At 70.8% G+C, this 16488-nt stretch carries 18 protein-coding genes; 9 read left to right on the top strand and 9 right to left on the bottom strand.

Annotated elements, in window-relative coordinates; translation table 11 throughout:
* Positions 1 to 8 precede the first annotated feature (8 nt).
* Complete coding sequence (locus H5411_RS14465; RefSeq protein ID WP_183124073.1) at positions 9 to 2792, bottom strand: FAD-binding and (Fe-S)-binding domain-containing protein; 2784 nt, start codon at positions 2790 to 2792, stop codon at positions 9 to 11.
* Positions 2793 to 2846: 54 nt separating this feature from the next.
* Between H5411_RS14465 and H5411_RS14460 the strand changes: the two genes are divergently transcribed.
* Together H5411_RS14460 and H5411_RS14455 are read left to right on the top strand one after the other, a co-directional pair.
* Complete coding sequence (locus H5411_RS14460; protein WP_101439030.1) at positions 2847 to 3629, top strand: FadR/GntR family transcriptional regulator; 783 nt, start codon at positions 2847 to 2849, stop codon at positions 3627 to 3629.
* 5 nt (positions 3630 to 3634) lie between these two features.
* Complete coding sequence (locus H5411_RS14455; protein WP_101441225.1) at positions 3635 to 3979, top strand: DUF3140 domain-containing protein; 345 nt, start codon at positions 3635 to 3637, stop codon at positions 3977 to 3979.
* Positions 3980 to 4608: 629 nt separating this feature from the next.
* Here H5411_RS14455 and H5411_RS14450 read toward each other — a convergent pair.
* From H5411_RS14450 to H5411_RS14435, 4 genes are all read right to left on the bottom strand, one after another.
* On the bottom strand, positions 4609 to 4914 hold the full coding sequence (locus tag H5411_RS14450; RefSeq protein ID WP_101439031.1) for a MoaD/ThiS family protein: 306 nt from the start codon (positions 4912 to 4914) through the stop codon (positions 4609 to 4611).
* On the bottom strand, positions 4911 to 6026 hold the full coding sequence (locus H5411_RS14445; RefSeq protein ID WP_183124072.1) for a WD40/YVTN/BNR-like repeat-containing protein: 1116 nt from the start codon (positions 6024 to 6026) through the stop codon (positions 4911 to 4913). The genes H5411_RS14450 and H5411_RS14445 overlap by 4 nt, the downstream gene beginning before the upstream one ends.
* Before the next feature lie 33 nt (positions 6027 to 6059).
* A complete protein-coding gene (locus tag H5411_RS14440) occupies positions 6060 to 6854 on the bottom strand; it encodes a helix-turn-helix transcriptional regulator (RefSeq protein WP_183124071.1) in 795 nt (264 codons plus the stop codon).
* Between the two features lie 328 nt (positions 6855 to 7182).
* Positions 7183 to 7755, bottom strand: a complete 573-nt coding sequence (locus H5411_RS14435; RefSeq protein WP_183124070.1) for a CGNR zinc finger domain-containing protein — start codon at positions 7753 to 7755, stop codon at positions 7183 to 7185.
* An 82-nt stretch (positions 7756 to 7837) separates the two neighbouring features.
* Between H5411_RS14435 and H5411_RS14430 the strand changes: the two genes are divergently transcribed.
* Positions 7838 to 8992, top strand: coding sequence for an epoxide hydrolase family protein (locus H5411_RS14430; protein WP_183124069.1), 1155 nt, complete (start codon positions 7838 to 7840; stop codon positions 8990 to 8992).
* Positions 8993 to 9021: 29 nt separating this feature from the next.
* Here the strand turns inward: H5411_RS14430 and H5411_RS14425 are convergent, their stop codons facing one another.
* On the bottom strand, positions 9022 to 10887 hold the full coding sequence (locus H5411_RS14425; protein WP_183124068.1) for an FAD-binding monooxygenase: 1866 nt from the start codon (positions 10885 to 10887) through the stop codon (positions 9022 to 9024).
* Between the two features lie 139 nt (positions 10888 to 11026).
* On the opposite strand from H5411_RS14425, the gene H5411_RS14420 reads away from it, so the two are divergent.
* The 4 genes from H5411_RS14420 to H5411_RS14405 are packed head-to-tail and all read left to right on the top strand — an operon-like array spanning position 11027 to position 14350.
* Positions 11027 to 11683, top strand: coding sequence for an IclR family transcriptional regulator (locus H5411_RS14420; RefSeq protein WP_183124067.1), 657 nt, complete (start codon positions 11027 to 11029; stop codon positions 11681 to 11683).
* 46 nt (positions 11684 to 11729) lie between these two features.
* Positions 11730 to 12725 carry a D-cysteate sulfo-lyase gene (cuyA, locus tag H5411_RS14415; protein ID WP_460431642.1) on the top strand — a complete coding sequence of 332 codons (996 nt, stop codon included), beginning with the start codon at positions 11730 to 11732 and terminating at the stop codon, positions 12723 to 12725.
* Positions 12722 to 13399, top strand: a complete 678-nt coding sequence (cuyB, locus tag H5411_RS14410) for a cysteate racemase (protein WP_183124065.1) — start codon at positions 12722 to 12724, stop codon at positions 13397 to 13399. The genes cuyA and cuyB overlap by 4 nt, the downstream gene beginning before the upstream one ends.
* Before the next feature lie 12 nt (positions 13400 to 13411).
* On the top strand, positions 13412 to 14350 hold the full coding sequence (locus H5411_RS14405; protein ID WP_183124064.1) for a GNAT family N-acetyltransferase: 939 nt from the start codon (positions 13412 to 13414) through the stop codon (positions 14348 to 14350).
* On the opposite strand, the gene H5411_RS47025 is transcribed toward H5411_RS14405, so the two are convergent.
* On the bottom strand, positions 14337 to 14588 hold the full coding sequence (locus H5411_RS47025) for an FAD-dependent monooxygenase (RefSeq protein WP_312878254.1): 252 nt from the start codon (positions 14586 to 14588) through the stop codon (positions 14337 to 14339). The genes H5411_RS14405 and H5411_RS47025 overlap by 14 nt on opposite strands.
* 106 nt (positions 14589 to 14694) lie before the next feature.
* The gene (locus tag H5411_RS14395; RefSeq protein ID WP_220816937.1) at positions 14695 to 14940 is read right to left on the bottom strand and encodes a hypothetical protein; all 246 of its coding nucleotides are present in this window, start codon (positions 14938 to 14940) and stop codon (positions 14695 to 14697) included.
* A gap of 57 nt (positions 14941 to 14997) precedes the next feature.
* Here H5411_RS14395 and H5411_RS14390 point away from each other — a divergent pair, with 57 nt between their 5' ends.
* Together H5411_RS14390 and H5411_RS14385 are read left to right on the top strand one after the other, a co-directional pair.
* Positions 14998 to 15282 (top strand): alkylmercury lyase, encoded by a 285-nt coding sequence (locus H5411_RS14390; protein WP_101439042.1) that lies wholly within the window; start codon positions 14998 to 15000, stop codon positions 15280 to 15282.
* Between the two features lie 183 nt (positions 15283 to 15465).
* Positions 15466 to 16095, top strand: a complete 630-nt coding sequence (locus H5411_RS14385; RefSeq protein ID WP_183124061.1) for a flavin reductase family protein — start codon at positions 15466 to 15468, stop codon at positions 16093 to 16095.
* Here H5411_RS14385 and H5411_RS14380 read toward each other — a convergent pair.
* Positions 16071 to 16478 (bottom strand): hypothetical protein, encoded by a 408-nt coding sequence (locus tag H5411_RS14380; protein WP_183124060.1) that lies wholly within the window; start codon positions 16476 to 16478, stop codon positions 16071 to 16073. The two genes, H5411_RS14385 and H5411_RS14380, sit on opposite strands and share 25 nt — an antisense overlap.
* Positions 16479 to 16488: the final 10 nt, after the last annotated feature.

Here is a 16488-nt window from a genome sequence, read left to right as displayed (position 1 = left end):
CCCGGGCGTCAGTGCCGCTTCAGCAACTGTGCCAAGTGGACACCGCGCACTCCGGCCAGCTGATCGGCTTGCGTACGGCAGGAGAAACCGTCCGCGAGGAAGACGGCGTCCGGATTGTCGCGCAGGGCCGGAAGCAGCGCATTCTCCGCTACGGCAACGGAAACGTCGTAGTGTCCGCGTTCCATGCCGAAGTTCCCGGCCAGGCCGCAGCATCCGGCGAGAGTGTGCACTTCCGCGCCGGTGGCGGCGAGCAGGGCTCGGTCGGCTTCGAAGCCCATCACCGAATGGTGGTGGCAGTGCGGCTGCGCGACCACGGTGACGCCGGACAGGTCGGGCGCTTGCCAGCCTTCGGTCTTGGCGAGGAGTTCGGCGAGCGTGGTGACCGCGGCGGAGACCGTTGTGGCGTCCGGATCGTCGGGGAACAGGTCCAGCAGGTCGGACCGCAGCACCGCGGTGCACGACGGTTCGACGCCGACGATCGGGAGTCCGGCCTGCGCGTAGGGACGCAGCGTGTGCACGAGATCGCGGAGCTTCCGGCGGGCGGTGTCGAGCTGGCCGGTGGTGATCCAGGTGAGCCCGCAGCACGGACGGCGCGGCGGAACCAGCACGCGGTATCCGGCGTCCGAGAGCACCGCGGCGACAGCTTCGGCGACCTCGGTGTCCATCCCGTCCGAGAAGGAATCCGCCCACAGCACCACCTCCGGACCCTGCTCGCGGATCCTGCGCCGGGACCGGGTGAACGGGCGGCGGGCAAACCTCGGTGCGCGGCGACGAGTGTCCACTCCGGACAGTGCTAACAGGACCTTCTCGACCGGACGGAACGACATCAGCGCGTTGACGACGAGCGGGCCGAGCACGGGGACTCGGTGCAGCAGGCGGATCCAGTCCGGCAACCGGCCCAGCGTGTAGTGCGAGACGGGACGGATCCGGTGCCGGTACTTCCGGTGCAAGGCCTCGGATTTGTACTGCGCCAGGTCCACTCCGGCCGGACAGTCGCTGCCGCATGCCTTGCAGGACAAGCACAGATCAAGCGATTCGTGCACGGCGGTGTCCGCCCACCCGGAGACCAGCGACCCGTTCGCGACCTCCTGCAGCACCCGGGCGCGACCGCGCGTGCTGTCCTTTTCGTCGCGGGTGGCGAGATAGGACGGGCACATGAATCCGCCGGACGCACGGTTGTCGGCGCGGCATTTCCCGACGCCGACGCAACGGTGCACCGCGCGGGTGAAGTCGCCGCCGTCGTGTGCGAAGGAGAATCCGCCCGCGACGACCGGGAGCGGAGGTGCTTGCGGGCGGCGGAGATCGGCGTCGAGCGGGTGCGGCCGCACGAGGACGCCCGGGTTGAGGAGGTCGTCGGGATCGAAGAGATTCTTGACCGCGCCGAACAGGTCGATCGTTTCGGCCGAGTACATCCGCGGCAGCAGTTCGCCGCGCGCGCGGCCGTCGCCGTGCTCGCCGGAGAACGAGCCGCCGTAGCCGACGACCAGCTCCGCGGCCGCGGTCATGAACGCGCGGAACACCGACGCGTCGCGTTCGAGGGGCAGGCCGAGCCGGACGTGCACGCAGCCGTCGCCGAAGTGGCCGTAGGGGAGTCCTTCGAGGCCGAATTCGTCGAGGAGCGCGTCGAAGTCCCGCAGATACGCGCCGAGCCGTTCGGGCGGGACCGCGGCGTCCTCCCAGCCGGGCCACGCCTGCTCGCCGGTCGGAGTCCGGCCCGCCAACCCGGCGCCGTCCTCGCGGATCCGCCACATCGCGGCGGCCGCGGCACCTTGGGCGAGCACGACGTGGTCGAGCGCCTGGGAATCCGCGACGAGACGCTCGGCGTTGTGCCGGGCCTGCGCTTCCGTCTCGCCGCCGACCTCGATCATCAGCCAGCCGCCGCCGTCCGGGAGCGCGGGCACGGCGCCGCGATGGTGGCGCACCAGGTCGACCAGCCGGGCGTCGAGCCCTTCGACCGCCAGCGGCCGGTGCGGCAGCAGCCCGGGCACGACGTCGCCGGCCGTCGCCATGTCCGGGTAGCCGAGCACGACCAGCAGCCGCGCGGGGGAGATGTCGACCAGATCGACGGTCGCTTCCAGCGTGACCGCCAGCGTGCCTTCGGTGCCGACCAGCGCGCGGGCCAGCGACCGGCCGTTCTCCGGCAGCAGGTGTTCGAGCGAGTAGCCGGACACCTGACGGCTGAACCGGCCGAATTCGGTGCGCACCAGGCTGAGCCGGGTGTCGATCAGCTCGGCGAGGCCCGGTACCGCGCTGGACGGACCCGCGGTGAACTGGCGTCCGGTGCCGTCCACGACGCTGAGCTCGCGAACGTTGTCCGCGGTGCGGCCGTAGGCGATCGCGTGCGGCCCGCAAGCGTTGTTGCCGATCATGCCGCCGAGCGTCGCGCGGGCGTGCGTGGACGGGTCGGGGCCGAAGCGCAGCCCGTGCGGCGCGGCGGCGCGCTGCAGGTCGGCGAGAACGACGCCGGGCTGCACGACCGCGGTCCGCGCCTCGGGGTCCAAGTCGACAATGCGGGTGAGGTGCCGCGAAAAGTCGATCACCACGCCCGGTCCGATCGCGTTGCCCGCGACCGACGTGCCCCCGCCGCGACTGGTCAGCGGAACACCGTGGCGGCGGGCGATTTCGAGGGTCGCGAGAACGTCGCCGGTGTCCTTCGGCAGCACGACGACCTGCGGGACGACCCGGTAATTGGACGCGTCAGCGGAGTACTCGGCGCGACGGCGGACGTCGGCGTGCACCTCGCCGCGGACGTTCGCGCGAAGGTCGGCGAGCAAGTCGGTTTCGGTGGGCATCCCGGGTCGAATCTAGGTGTTTGAAACAGTGCCGTCAATCCGTACGCTGGCCCGATGACCTCGGGACGGAGGGGACCGCCGCCGGGACTGGCCCGGGTGCGGCGCGTGAGCGTGGTGGACTCGCTGGTCGAAGAGATGACCCGGAAAATCCTCGGCGGCGAATGGCCTCCCGGGACCGCGCTGCCGTCGCTGCGGCAGTTCGCGGCCTCGGCCGGGGTGTCGATGCTGACCGTCCGGGAAGCGGTCCGGACGCTGCAGGCGCGCGGCTGGGTCGAGACGCGCCAGGGGATCGGCACGTTCGTGCTGGAACCCGAGGCCGGCGGCTTCGTGCCGTGGCAGCTGGGCGCTTCGGACGTGGCGGAGTACCGGGAGCTGGTCGAGGCGAGGGAGGCGATCGAGGCGACCGTCATCGCCTTGGCCGCCCGCCGCCGGACCGCCGCCGAGCTGGCGGTTCTGGCGGACTTGGCCGACCGGATGGCCGCCGCCCGCGCCGACCGGGACCGTTTCCTGGAGGCGGACGCGGAGTTCCACGTCGCGCTGGCCGAGGCCGCGCACAACCGGATCCTGCTGCGCAGCATGCTCGCGATCCGCCTCCCGCTGCGCCGCCTGATGGCCGACCGGCTCCTCCAGGAACTCGCCGATCACGGCGACCTCGCCCGGTCGTGGGAGGACCACCGGGCGATCGCGGAGGCCGTGCGGGCGGGCGACCCGGAGCCGGGATGTGCCGCGCTGGCTCGGATTGCCGCGCGCGCCCGGTCCTATGTGGACTCGACGCTGCCGGGTTTGCCTGCCCGCCGTCCGGGTAACCGGAATCCCGACGACGACGCCGGGAGGTGATCGAGATGGCCGCGCACGAGACCGTGGACGACGAGCTGTGGACGGAATTCCACCGTGTCGTGAACATGACCTCGCGGGAGCTGGCCGACTGGCTGCGCACCCGGGAAGCCGGACCGGAAACCGAACCGCTGCCGGACCGGGCGGGCCCGGCGACCGGCCGCAAGGTGCTGTCGATCCTGGGCAAGCGCAGGTCGGACGTGAACCAGAGCGACGTCGAGGTGATGCGGGACGTGGTCGACCGCGTGCACGCCTCGCGCCGCGACGACCTGGAACCCGTGGCGGGCGACGCGGGATGGCGGCAGGGCCTGATGTCGCTGGGGCACGACCCGGTGAAGCCGGTCCGGGACTGATCCGGCCGGGCTCTGCGGGACTGCTCAGGTTTGCCCAGCTGGGGTGGACAGAGTCTTCGGCGTATCGCCGAGGATGACCCGGCGTGCTGGTACGCCCCGATGAGAGGCCTTCTCAGCGGTGGGGGACAGCCGGGCGTTTTCTCGCCAGCTGATGGGCTCGCCTCACGATGCGGAGGTCGGTGAGGGATGCAGAGGTCCTCAAGCTCCCTTTATGGATATCCGCGGGAGCGGATGTGCTCGGCATCGCGTCTTAGCTGGCACTGGGCGAGAATCGCGACATACAACCCGCAGCACACCGCATGCACCCGCAGCCACACCGCGCAAAGCCGAGTGGCGTGGGTGCGTGGAACGCATCCCACGCGTCGCGGGGGTCCTGCCCAGCGGAATCGAGTTCGGTGCCCGGCGGGGAGGCATGAGCGCTCCGAGATCCCCGGCGCGAACGCGCTCGTGCGCGAGCGTGTCGGGTCCGCATACGAATACCCCGCTGCAGGCTCGCTCGGGTGGCGAACCTCGCCGCGGAAGCCGCTCCGGCGCCGGAACCCGGTCGAGCTGCGCAAGCCCCCGGCCTCGGTGCGCCCCCAGGACGCACCGAGGCCCGGGGTTCTTCCCCTCGGCCGGTGGTTCGTGGGTCAGCCGCCTGCCATGGCTCCGATGATCAGGAACGGCTCCGCTCCGGACAGGACCGGGGCGGGCAGCGCGGTGTCCGGGGCGGTGTTCGACAGGTCTTCCTCGCAGGCGAAGAACCGGACGAACGCCCGGCGCTTGCCGGTGGTCGTGTCGCGGACCGTGCCGCGCAGCTGGGGGTAGGTGCGTTCCAGCGCGTCCAGCAGGGCGTCCCGGGTCGGCGGGTCCTCGACCGGCAGCTGGATCTCGCCCTCGACCTTCGCCAGGCGGCGCAGGTGCGTGGGCAGCTTGACGCGCACGACGGTCGTCATCGCAGGGTCTGCACCTCCACCGAGCACACCGCGGGCAGGTCGCGCACGATCGGGGCCCAGCTGTCGCCCGCGTCGTTCGAGGCATAGACCTGGCCGCCGGTGGTGCCGAAGTAGATGCCCGCCTCGTCGCAGGAGTCGACGGCCATCGCGTCGCGCAGGATGTTCACGTAGCAGTTCTCTTGCGGCAGGCCGGCGGTGAGCGGCTCCCATTCGTCGCCGCCGGTGCGGCTGCGGTACACGCGCAGCTTGCCCTCCGGCGGGTAGTGCTCGGAATCGCTGTGGATCGGGACCACGTACACCGTTTCCGGTTCGTGCGGGTGCACCGCGATCGGGAACCCGAAGTCGCTCGGCAGGTTGCCGCTGATCTCCCGCCAGTGCTCGCCCGCGTCGTCCGAGCGCATCACGTCCCAGTGCTTCTGCATGAACAGCACGTCCGGCCGCGACGGGTGCAGCGCGATCCGGTGCACGCAGTGCCCGACCTCGGCGTCCGGGTCCGGGATGCCGTCGGAGTGCAGGCCGCGGTTGATCGGCTGCCAGGTTTCGCCGCTGTCGTCGCTGCGGAACGCGCCCGCGGCCGAGATCGCGGTGAACATCCGCTGCGAGTTCCGCGGGTCGAGGATGATCGTGTGCAGGCACAGCCCGCCCGCGCCCGGCTGCCAGCCCGGCCCGGACGTGTGCTTGCGCAGCCCGGTCAGCTCCTTCCAGCTCTTCCCGCCGTCGGTGCTGCGGTACAGCGCCGCGTCCTGCGCGCCCGCGTACACCGTGTCCGGGTCGGTCAGCGACGGTTCCAGGTGCCAGATCCGGGTGAACTCCCACGGCTTCGGCGTTCCGTCGTACCAGAGGTGCTCGCCCGCCCCGCCCTCGTAGGCGAAGTCGTGGTCGACCTGGTTCCAGGTCTTCCCGCCGTCGTCGGACCGCTGGATCAGCTGGCCGAACCACGACGTGGACTGCGACGCGTACAGCCGGTCCGGGTCCGCGGGCGAGCCGGCGAGGTGGTAGACCTCCCAGCCGCCGAAGTGCGGACCGTCGACCTCCCAGCGCGTGCGGCCCTCGTCCGAGGTGAGGATGAACGCGCCCTTGCGCGTGCCGACCAGTACTCGAACTCCAGGCATGGCTTCTCCCTGACAACGGCCCTGTGACCTGGCTCAACCTAATCTCGCCAGCCGCGACCCGCCTCTCCATTCTTGCGCTCCCGCCGACGCCAGCGGCGGCAGCGCGACCAGCACCGGAGGCGACCACGCGGGCGCGACGTCCAGCCGGACGTCCTGGCGCAGCGGCACCGGGCCGGCCCGGATCCGCACCGGCCGCGCGGCCGAGCCGACCGCCTGCACGCTCGGGACGAGCTGCGCGCGCGGACCGGCCGACGACGGCAGGGCGCAGGCCAGCAGCCGGTAGGTGCCGGCGGGCACGTCGACGAGCGTGAACTCCAGGTCCGGCCCGAGCAGCGAGCCGCTGACCGGCACGCCGCGTGCCGACGACGCGAACAGCCCGACGTAGACCGCCGGGGCTCCGCCGAGCGCGGCGACCGCGGCAGGGCTCAGCAGCGCGCGGCCGGAGACGGCCCCGCCCGCGCAGTCCGGGCCCGCCACCCGCACCGGTTCCGGCGGGTGCTCGGCGAGGAGGCCGGGCAGCTGCCGGAACCGGTGCGGGCTGACCCCGACCGCCGCGGTGAACCGCGTGGTGAAGGTGCCCGGTGCGGAGAACCCGACCTCGTGGCAGATGTCGACCACTTTCTCGCCGGTGTCCAGCAGCAGCTCCTTGGCGAGCTGGAAGCGTTGCGCGGCAAGGAATTTCCCCGGAGGCAGGCCGATCTCCCGCTCGAACGCGCGCGCCAGGTGGAACGGGCTGTACCGGACGTGGTCGGCCACGTCCTCGAGCGTGAGCTGCCGGGTGCGGCCGGCGGCCAGGAACCTCGCCGCCTCCAGCACGGCGTCCCGCATGTGCACACCTCCTCGGATGTGCCGCCATGGTAAATCCGGGCACCGACAATTCCGGGGCGTCAGCCGTCTTCCCGCCGCCGACGACATCCGAACAGGGCAGCTGACAGTGGCCAGCACGTACCCGTCGGCAACTCCACGACGAGCACTGTGTCGCCGGGCGCACACCCAGTTCGGTGACCACGGCCTGGCCCGCGGCCATCACCGGTTCGGGGCTCACACGGAGTACTCGGCCACCGGAGACGCGTCGCCCAGCCAGCGGCGCGCGGCCGATCCCCGCTGAAGACCGTTCTCGCGTGGCCGGAAACCGAATACCCGAGCTAAACGCGGGTCACTCGGCGGCGCGGTTCTTGCGGTGGTTCGCGTTGAAGCGCGCCTTCTTGTGCCGGTTTCCGCACGTGTTCATCTCGCACCATCGGCGGGTGCGGCTCTGGCTGGTGTCGAAGAAGGCGGCTTGGCAGGTCGGCGAGGCGCACAAGGCCAGTTTTCCGTCGCGTTCGCCCGAGATGATGCTGATCGCGTCGGCGGCGATCACTCCGAGGGCGTCTTCCACGGCGGTCGCCGAGCTGAGCTGCCACCGCCGTTTGCCGTCGGGCGTCAGGACAGCCGCGGCGCGGCCCTGCGCGCTGCGGGCGTTGATGATTTCGACCGCAGCCTCGGGGAGCGGGTCGTGGAGCGCGGCCGCGGTCGCGGCGGCGTGGATCGACTCCCGCAGTTCCCGGGCGAGTTCGAGCTGCTCAGCGGTGCAGGAGTCCACCGCGAGGCCGCTCACCGCCAGCCAATCGGCGAGCCGCTGCGGAGTCGGAATGCGCTCGACGGCATCGCCGCGGCGTTCGGTCAGCGTCGCCGTGAAGCTGGTCGCGAGCACCGTGCCGAGGCGGAAATCAGGGAAACCGGCAGGCATGGAACCAGCTTAGCCGGTTGCGCTCGGCCGCGGGCGGCTGCTAGAACCGTCTAAGCCGGTTCCACCCAGACCAGGAGGACTCATGACCGCGCTGACCAGCGAAGTAGAGGCGTTCCACGCCCGCGCGACAGACGCTGACCTCGAAGATCTGTGGGCTCGGCTGGCCGCGGCGAGGCTTCCGGAGGCCGAGACGGTGCGTGGTCCCCGCCGATGGGAGCAGGGCGTTCCGCTCGCCGATCTGGCCGCTCTCGTGGACTACTGGCGCACCGGGTACGACTGGCGGCCGTTCGAGGAGCGCCTCGACCGGATCGGCCAGTTCCGGACGGTCATCGACGGTCTGGGAATCCACTTCCTGCACCGCCGCTCCCCGCGCGGGGACGCCGCGCCGCTGATCCTGACGCACGGATGGCCGGGCAGCGTGGCGGAGTTCGTCGACATCGTGGACGAATTGGCGGACCCGGAAGACCGGAGCGCGCCGGCGTTTCATGTGGTGGCTCCGTCCTTGCCGGGCTTCGGGTACAGCGACAAACCGGCCGCGACGGGTTGGGGGACGGAAAAGATCGCGGCCGCGTGGGCGGAATTGATGGACCGGCTCGGATACCGGAAGTTCTTGGCCCACGGCGGCGATTGGGGCGGGAACATCACCACGGTTCTCGCCGGCCGGTTCCCGGAGCGGGTTCTCGGGGTCCACACGCTGTTCGCGGAGGGGCCGCCCGGATTGCCGACGGACGGCCTGACGGCGGACGAGCGCAGGTGGGCCGAGGAAACCCGCCATTTCTGGCGGCACCGCGCGGCGTATGCGAAACAGCAGGCGACTCGGCCGCAGACGATCGGGTACTCGCTCGTCGACTCGCCGGTGGGGCTGCTTGCCTGGATCGTGGACAAGTTCGCGGAGTGGTCGGACACCGAGGACAGTCCTTTCGAGACTATTTCCCGCGATCGTGTTCTGGACGACGTCACGTTGTACTGGCTGACACGCTCGGGGGCGTCCGCGGCCCGGATTTACTACGAGAGCCACAATTCGCTCGACCCGGAGCTGCGGGTGGACGTTCCGGCGGCGATCAGCATGTATCCGCGCGACACGGAGAAGACCCCTCGCCCCTGGGCGCGGGAGCGGTTCCGGCGGATCGTCCGGTGGCGGGAGCCGGAACGGGGCGGGCATTTCCCGTCGCTGGAAGTGCCGGAGTATTTCGTCCAGGACCTGCGGGAAGGGCTCGCCGCCGTGCTGCGGGCGTGATACGTGGCAGGGGCCGGCCGCGACGTCGGCTAGTCGGCGGCGAAGATCGGGGCGAAGAACGCGGCCAGTTCGGCGGTGGCGGTGAGGGGAAGGACGTTCGCGACGTACTGGTCCGGCCGGACCACCACGACCGCACCGCCGGGCGAGATGCCGCGGGCGGCGAAGATGTCCTCCGCCGGGTCCGCCGCGTAGACCTTTTCGTAGTCGATCAGGGAGAAGGGGCCGGTGCGGGGGAGGAAGATCTCCGGCACCTCGCCGAGATCGACCTCCTCGTACGGCTGCGGGTAGACCACCTTCACGTCGAACCACGCGTCGATGTCCAGGTCCTTCGGCGTGTGGGCCACCACCGGGGAGTCCGGGGAATTCCCCAGCCAGTCGGCGAATTCAGCCACCGGGCGGGCGGAGGCGAACACGTAGATGCGCCAACGTCCGTCGGCCTGGGCGTGGTGTCCTAAGTGGACCGGGTTCGCGTCGCAGACCCGCATGACCGGAGCCGATTTGAAGCGTTTGCCGATCGGGAAACCGGTCGCCAGGTGCTGGTGGTCCGGTTCGGCGATGAGCACCGACGGCTGATAGCACGTCATGAAACCGGACGGGAACTCGAACGTTTTCACGTAGAATTCTTCCAGTTCCGCCGGATCGGCGAGGTCTTCCGGCCGGGCCGCCATCAGGGTCGACCATTCCTTGTCGAAGTCGATGAGGTTCTTCGCGATCAGCTGGCGTTCCGCGGAGTAAGTAGCCAGCAGCGACGCGGGACCGCGGCCGTCGAGGACGTGGCCGAGTTTCCAGCCGATATTGAACCCGTCCTGCATCGAGACGTTCATGCCCTGTCCGGCTTTCGCGCTGTGCGTGTGGCAGGCGTCGCCGGTGATGAAGACGCGCGGCAGCCGGGTGTCGCCGACGGGTACGTCGTCGAATTTGTCCGTGAGACGGTGGCCGACCTCGTACACGCTGTGCCAGGCCACGTTCTTGACGTCCAGAGTGTAGGGACGCATGATCGCGTTGGCGCGCGCGATGATCTGGTCGATCGTCGTCTTCCGCACGGCCCCGTGATCGTCCTCGGACACCTCGCCGAGGTCGACGTACATCCGGAACAGCGAGCCGCCCTCGCGCGGGATCAGCAGGATGTTGCCGCCGTCGTGGGACTGGATGGCGCATTTCGTGCGGATGTCCGGGAAATCGGTGACGGCGAGGACGTCCATCACGCCCCACGCGTGCAGAGCCTGGTCGCCGACGAGCCTGCGGCCGATCGACTCGCGCACCGCGCTGCGCGCGCCGTCGCAGCCGACCACGTATTTGGCCCGGACGACGCGATCCTCGCCGGTGCGCGGGCCGGCGGTGTGCCGCAGCGTGACGGCCACCGGGTATTCGTCGCCCTCGGTGATGGTCAGCGACCGGAATTCCAGGCCGAAATCGGGCTTCATCCGGCTCGGCGAATGGGCCATGTACTCGGCGAAATAGTCCTGCACCCGGGCCTGATTCACGATGAGGTGCGGGAATTCGCTGATCCCGGTGGGATCGTCGGGCACGCGCGACGAGCGGACGATGCGCGTCGGGTCGGCCGGATCGGGCTTCCAGAACGACATCGTGGTGATCCGGTACGCCTCCTCGACGATCCGGTTCGCGAAGCCGAAGGCCTGGAACGTTTCGACGCTGCGCGCCTGGATCCCGTCCGCTTGCCCGACCTCGAGCCGTCCGCCGCGGCGTTCGACGATCCGCGTGGTGACGCGCGGGTACCGGGACAGCTGCGCGGCGGTGATCATGCCCGCGGGACCGGTGCCCACGATCAGCACGTCGACCTCGTCCGGCAGTTCCTGTGGCCGGTCGATCCCGGTTCCGGCGGCGGGAAGCACGCGCGGTTCGCCGGAAACGTAGCCGTGGTGGTGGAACTGCATAAGTTTCCTCACCTCATCGTGAAGCACTGACAGTCAGGGGACCGTGTTCTATAATCGAACTCGTTGTTCAATTATGGAGTACGTCGATGCTAAGGTGGGCCGCTCCGGCGCACAAGACCCCGCGGGGAAGGACCGAGTCGTGACGGAAGCCAAGCAAGGAGCCGGGTCGCAGACGTTGTCGCGCGGGCTCACCGCGCTGGAAGTGCTCGCCGAGGCCGACGCGCCGCTGTCGATCGCCGAGCTGGCGTCGCGGCTCGGGCTGCACCGGTCGATCACCTACCGCATCGTGCGCACGCTCGAGGACCACGGCCTGGTCGTGCGCGGCGCGAACGGCGAGCTGGAGCTGGGAGCGCGGCTGGCGGCGTTGGCGCGCAACGTTTCCCGCGATCTGCAGTCGACCGCGTTGCCGGAGCTGACCGTGCTCGCGAACGAACTGGGCATGACGGCGTTCCTCGCGACGCTCGATGGCGAGGATTCCGTGGTCACGCTGGCCAGCGTCGAGCCGCGGCAGGCGACGGCGGCGGTGGCGCGGCGGCCGGGCAGCAGGCACCCGATCACCGACGGCGCACCGGGCCGCGCGATTCTGCGGCAGCTGCGCGGGGAGGAAACGCCGTACGAAACCAGCCACGACGAGGTCATCCCCGGGCTGTCGTCGATCGCGGTGCCGCTCGCGGTGCCCGGGCAGCATCCGGCCGCGCTCGCGGTGGTGTATTTGACCGGTCCGGCTGACATCTCGGCGATCGGGGCGCGGCTGGCGCAGGCGGCGCAGGTGATCCGGGCCGAACTGCACCCGTGACGGACGCGGTGGACAGCGGCCGGGTCCGGCAAGCACGATGGCGTCCGTGGTACAGACGACGCGCTTCGCCCGCTTCCCGCTCGGACACTTCCCGACCCCGCTCGAACCGCTGGACCTGCTCACCGCGCGGCTGCGCGAACGCCGCCGGGACGTACCGGACCTCTGGATCAAACGCGACGACTGCACCGGTCTGGCGACCGGCGGCAACAAGACGCGCAAGCTGGAATTCCTCGTCGGCGACGCGCTCGCGCAGGGTGCCGACACGCTGATCACCCAGGGCGCGACGCAGTCCAACCACGCCCGCCAGACCGCCGCGGCCGCCGCGCGCGCCGGGCTGGCCTGCAAGCTGCTGCTGGAACAACGGCAGGTGCGCGACGAGGAGTACGAAAACTCCGGCAACGTGTTGCTCGACGAACTGCTCGGCGCGGAGATCGTGGACCGGGTCCCGGCCGGAACTGATATGCCAGCGGCGATGGAAGACGTGGCCGCGAAGCTGCGCGCGGAGGGACGGCGGCCGTACGTGATCCCCGGCGGCGGGTCGAATCCGATCGGCGCGCTCGGGTACGTCCAGTGCGCGCTGGAGCTGGACACCGCGCCGGTCCCGGTCGACTGGGTCGTGCACGCGACCGGCAGCACCGGCACGCAGGCAGGCCTCGTCGCCGGGTTGCGCGCGGTGCACAGCCCGGCTCGAGTGCTCGGCGTCAGCGTCCGGCAGCCGGAAGCGCGGCAGATCGACGCGGTGCACGGCCTCGCCAGCCGGACGGCGGAGCTGATCGGCGCCGACGTTTCCCGCGACGACGTGCTCGTGGACGACCGCTGGGTCGGCGAGGGCTACGGCGTGCCGACCCAGTCCATGGTGGACGCGGTGCGGCTGCTCGCCGAGACCGAAGGGATCCTGCTGGACCCGGTGTACTCGGGGAAGGGCTTCGCCGGCCTGCTCGGCGCGATCGAGGAGGGCCGGTTCGCCGCGACCGACACCGTGGTGTTCGTGCACACCGGCGGCGTCGCCGGGCTGTTCGGCTACCGGTCGACCTTCCAGTGATCGCGGGCATCCTCGGCGGCATGGGTCCCGCGGCGACCGCCGAGTTCTACGCGAAGCTCATCGCGCGGACGGCCGCGGAGCGCGACCAGGACCATCTGCGGGTCGCGATCTGGGCGGACCCGACGGTGCCGGACCGGGTGGCCGCGGTGCTCGACGGAAGCACCGATCCGTACCCGGCTTTGCTTGCCGGGGCGGAAAAACTGCGCGAGCTCGGTGCGACCGTCATCGCCATTCCGTGCCACACCGCGCATTTCTTCCTGCGAAAGCTGGCGGCGGACAGCGGGGTGCCGTTCGTGGACATGGTCGCGGAAACGGCGGAATTCCTCGCCGGACGGACGGGGCCGGTCGGACTGCTCGGCACGCGCGGGACGATCGCCGCCGGGCTGTACCAACAGGGAGTGCCCGGGGTCGAGTGGGTGGTGCCGTCCGAGTCGGGACAGCGGGAAGTCGACGCGGCGGTCGCGGCGGTGAAGCGCGGCGACCGGGCCGGCGGAGCGGTGCATTTCGACCGGGCGCTGGCGGAGGTCGACGCGCCGTTGTCGGTGCTGGCGTGCACGGAACTTCCCTTGGCGGCGAGGAGCGCGACCGGGGTGCTGGATCCGACGGACCTGCTCGCCGACGCGGTGATTCGCGCCTGCGGCGGAAAACCGGTCGACGCCCGGCCGCCCGGCTGACAAAGTCCGGCCATGACCGATCTGCTGACCGCCGCGGACGTGCTGCTCATGCAGGAACTCGCGCAGCGGATCACCGCGGTGCGGCCGGAGCTCGTCAACAGCGACGCCTCCTACGGCGAACTGGCCTGGAACTGGGGCAAAGCGCACGCCGCGCAAGGGGCGAGCTGGGTCCGCCGGCTGTGGTTCGCCGGGGACGATCTCGTCGCGTGGGGCTGGGCGCAGCTGCCGCGGAGCGTGCGGCGCAGCGACGGTTCGGTCAAAGACATCACCGGTGCGTATCTCGCCTTTCAGGTCCATCCCGACCACGCCGGACTGGTCGACGAGGTGATCGACTGGTTCGACGCGACCGCGGACGGCCTCGAACGCACCGCGCTGCCCGGCGCGGCGGACAAGTTCGGCCTGGAACGCTGGGCAGCGCACGGCTACCGGCCCGATCCGGACGGCCTCGGCGACACCGGATCCTGGACACAGCTGAACGAACGCGACCTCGAGGTGCTGGAAAAGCCGGTGCTGCCGGACGGATTCCGCTTCCGCACCGCAGCCGAAGCCGGGCCGGAGGCCGCCGTCCGGGCTCATCTCGACGCCTGGGGCACTGTCGCGTACTCGCGGGAAAGCTACGAGGGCGTCCGCACGACCCCGGCATATCGCGGCGACCTGCACTTCCTGGTCGAAGCACCGGACGGGACGATGGCGGCGTCCGCGATCATGTGGTTGGACGAGGCGAACCAAACCGCCGAGTTCGAGCCGGTCGGAACCCATCCGGACTACCGGCGACGTGGGCTGGGCCGCGCGATGCTGCTGCACGGCATGGACCGCGCACGGGCGGCCGGAGCCACCCACGCGACGGTCGCCTGCCTTGGCGCGCCTGGACATCCGTCCGCGCGCGGGTTGTATGACAGCGTCGGGTTCCGCGAGATTTCGCGGGACGTTCCGCTGCTCAAGCCTGCGTGAGCGGAGGCTGGCCCATGCGCGTCGCCCCGGACTTCGCCGACGTGCGGACCGCGTCGAAGCCGTAGCGGATCATCGCGGCCTCGTACTCCCGCCGCGCGGGGAGGGGATCGGCGTCGCGCGGGGCCGTGTTGGCACCGACGCCGACTGCTGGGCTCATCGCGTGGATCGCGTCGCCGAGCAAGGTCACCGAGGTGGTCGGCCAGGGCTCGATCGGCACGCTGGTGCTTTCGGATTCCACGTGCGGGCCAAGGAAACCGTCAGGTTCCGAAGTTGAAGCCCGGTGGCGGCGCGGAGTTCGTCGTCGGAGTACGGCAGCAGTTCGGTGCGGGCGGCGAACAGGCACATCACGCCGTCGCCGATGTCGGTGAGGCCTGGCAGCGGCGCCGGGCGCCGGGAATGGACCGGAGCACGCGGGCGTGCGGCAGGTATTGCCGTCGTATCACGTCGTCCAGCCCGTGCAGGAGGATCTCGCGCAGCGTGAGCCGGTTGCTTGAGACGTTCCGTTCGACCGGGTCCTCCGGCGGCGTCCCCGTGAGGTAGCTGGTACGCGACGTACCCACCGGACTGTGGCTTTCGACGTCCTGGGCCACCGGAGCTTTTACCCGGAAGCGGATTGTCAAGGACCGATTTCGGCCTAGGCTGGGTCCATGTGCACGACCGGGCCGGAGATCCGCGGGACGCGGGTGGAACTGCTGACCGCCCCGGACTGCCCGAACGCCGAGGCGGCCCGGTCGCTGGTCGCGGAGTGCCTCGCCGAGAGCCGTCTGGACGCGTCGGTGGTCGAACGCGTCGGCCGCTACCGCTCTCCGACGATCCTGGTCGACGGCGTCGACGTGATGGGAACGCCCGGCCCGGTCGCGGGCGACGCTTGCCGGCTCGACGTGCCGAGCCGGGAGCGGGTGCTCGCCGCGTTGACCGCCGCGCGCGGCTGAGCTTGCGCCGCGTCCGGCGCGGCCACTGCGGGGTGCAGACTGGCTGGAGCACACGGAGGGTTACCCGGGAACCTGCTCCAACCAGGCGGTTTTGCCCACGATCCGGTCACCGGTGCGGATGAGGAGTTGCTGAGCGTACGGTCGGATTCGACGTGCTCGGGTGCGGCGACAGAGTGAGGTTTCGTGTACAGCAGCAATACCGACGCCGATCGCGGCGCTTTCGTGTGGATGGTGAAGAACGCCGTCGTCCCGCGGCCGATCGTGTGGGTGAGCACAGTGGACGGCGCGGGCGTGCGGAACCTCGCGCCGTTCAGCTACTTCGCGCCGCTCACGATGGACCCGCCGACGGTGGTCTTCTCGATTTCGGAAGCGTCGAAGGACACTCTGGCCAATATCGAGGCCAGCGGCGAGTTCGCGATCACGATCGCGTTGAGCGGGCAGGAAGAACTCGTCGCGCGCACCGCGTCCACAGTGGACTCATCGGTGGACGAAGCGGAGCACGTCGGGTTGTCGTGGACGCCCGGGGTGCGGATCGCCGTGCCCCATCCGGCCGGGACGGGCCCGAGCCTGGAGTGCACGCTGGTGAAGATCGAGGAGTTCCGGGGCGCGCACCTGGTCTTCGGCGAGGTGGTCGGAGTCGCGGTGGACGACCGGCTGCTGCGCCCGGACGGACGGCTGGACCAGGACGTGTACCAGCCGGTCGGCCGGATGGGCGGCGCGACGTTCACCCGGGTGAACAACTGGGTGCGGGTGCCGATCCCCGCTCCGGAGGAGTTCCTGGCCGGGGGTCAGCATTCCGCCGGGGGCAGGTAGCCCTGCTGGCAGGCCCATTCGTGCTGGATCTCCCCGGAGGTCTTCGGACGTCCGGGGCCGCCGGGGTCGAGATAGCCCTGGTATTCCTTGCAACGCGGATTGAACTTGCCCGCGTCGACTGCCCGCTGGCCGCAACCCGGGCTGGTCGCGGGGTCGCGCCGTTTGGTCTTCGATGCCGCGGTCCTGGGAGCGCTGGTTGCCTTGGCCGGGGTCGAGGCAGTCGGCGTCGTCGCGGTCGGGGCCGTCGTCGTGGACGGCGCGGGTTCCGGGCTGGGCTGGCTCGTCGGCGACGGTACCGCGACGGCGTGCTGGGCAGGCGGATCCCCGGCGCATCCGGCCAGAGCCAAGGCCAGCGCGATGGCGGCGACGGTGCGACGGGTCATGGTCGAAAGA

Origin of the sequence: Amycolatopsis echigonensis (assembly GCF_014174495.1) — a bacterium.
Taxonomy (GTDB): domain Bacteria; phylum Actinomycetota; class Actinomycetes; order Mycobacteriales; family Pseudonocardiaceae; genus Amycolatopsis; species Amycolatopsis echigonensis.
This window is presented reverse-complemented; position numbering and strand designations above follow the sequence as displayed.

What these genes read in the sequence shown, in the direction of transcription:
- H5411_RS14465 (WP_183124073.1), bottom strand. Translation starts at nt 2,792, where the DNA reads ATGCCCACCGAAACCGACTTGCTCGCCGACCTTCGCGCGAACGTCCGC.
- H5411_RS14460 (WP_101439030.1), top strand. Translation starts at nt 2,847, where the DNA reads ATGACCTCGGGACGGAGGGGACCGCCGCCGGGACTGGCCCGGGTGCGG.
- H5411_RS14455 (WP_101441225.1), top strand. Translation starts at nt 3,635, where the DNA reads ATGGCCGCGCACGAGACCGTGGACGACGAGCTGTGGACGGAATTCCAC.
- H5411_RS14450 (WP_101439031.1), bottom strand. Translation starts at nt 4,914, where the DNA reads ATGACGACCGTCGTGCGCGTCAAGCTGCCCACGCACCTGCGCCGCCTG.
- H5411_RS14445 (WP_183124072.1), bottom strand. Translation starts at nt 6,026, where the DNA reads ATGCCTGGAGTTCGAGTACTGGTCGGCACGCGCAAGGGCGCGTTCATC.
- H5411_RS14440 (WP_183124071.1), bottom strand. Translation starts at nt 6,854, where the DNA reads ATGCGGGACGCCGTGCTGGAGGCGGCGAGGTTCCTGGCCGCCGGCCGC.
- H5411_RS14435 (WP_183124070.1), bottom strand. Translation starts at nt 7,755, where the DNA reads ATGCCTGCCGGTTTCCCTGATTTCCGCCTCGGCACGGTGCTCGCGACC.
- H5411_RS14430 (WP_183124069.1), top strand. Translation starts at nt 7,838, where the DNA reads ATGACCGCGCTGACCAGCGAAGTAGAGGCGTTCCACGCCCGCGCGACA.
- H5411_RS14425 (WP_183124068.1), bottom strand. Translation starts at nt 10,887, where the DNA reads ATGCAGTTCCACCACCACGGCTACGTTTCCGGCGAACCGCGCGTGCTT.
- H5411_RS14405 (WP_183124064.1), top strand. Translation starts at nt 13,412, where the DNA reads ATGACCGATCTGCTGACCGCCGCGGACGTGCTGCTCATGCAGGAACTC.
- H5411_RS14390 (WP_101439042.1), top strand. Translation starts at nt 14,998, where the DNA reads ATGTGCACGACCGGGCCGGAGATCCGCGGGACGCGGGTGGAACTGCTG.
- H5411_RS14380 (WP_183124060.1), bottom strand. Translation starts at nt 16,478, where the DNA reads ATGACCCGTCGCACCGTCGCCGCCATCGCGCTGGCCTTGGCTCTGGCC.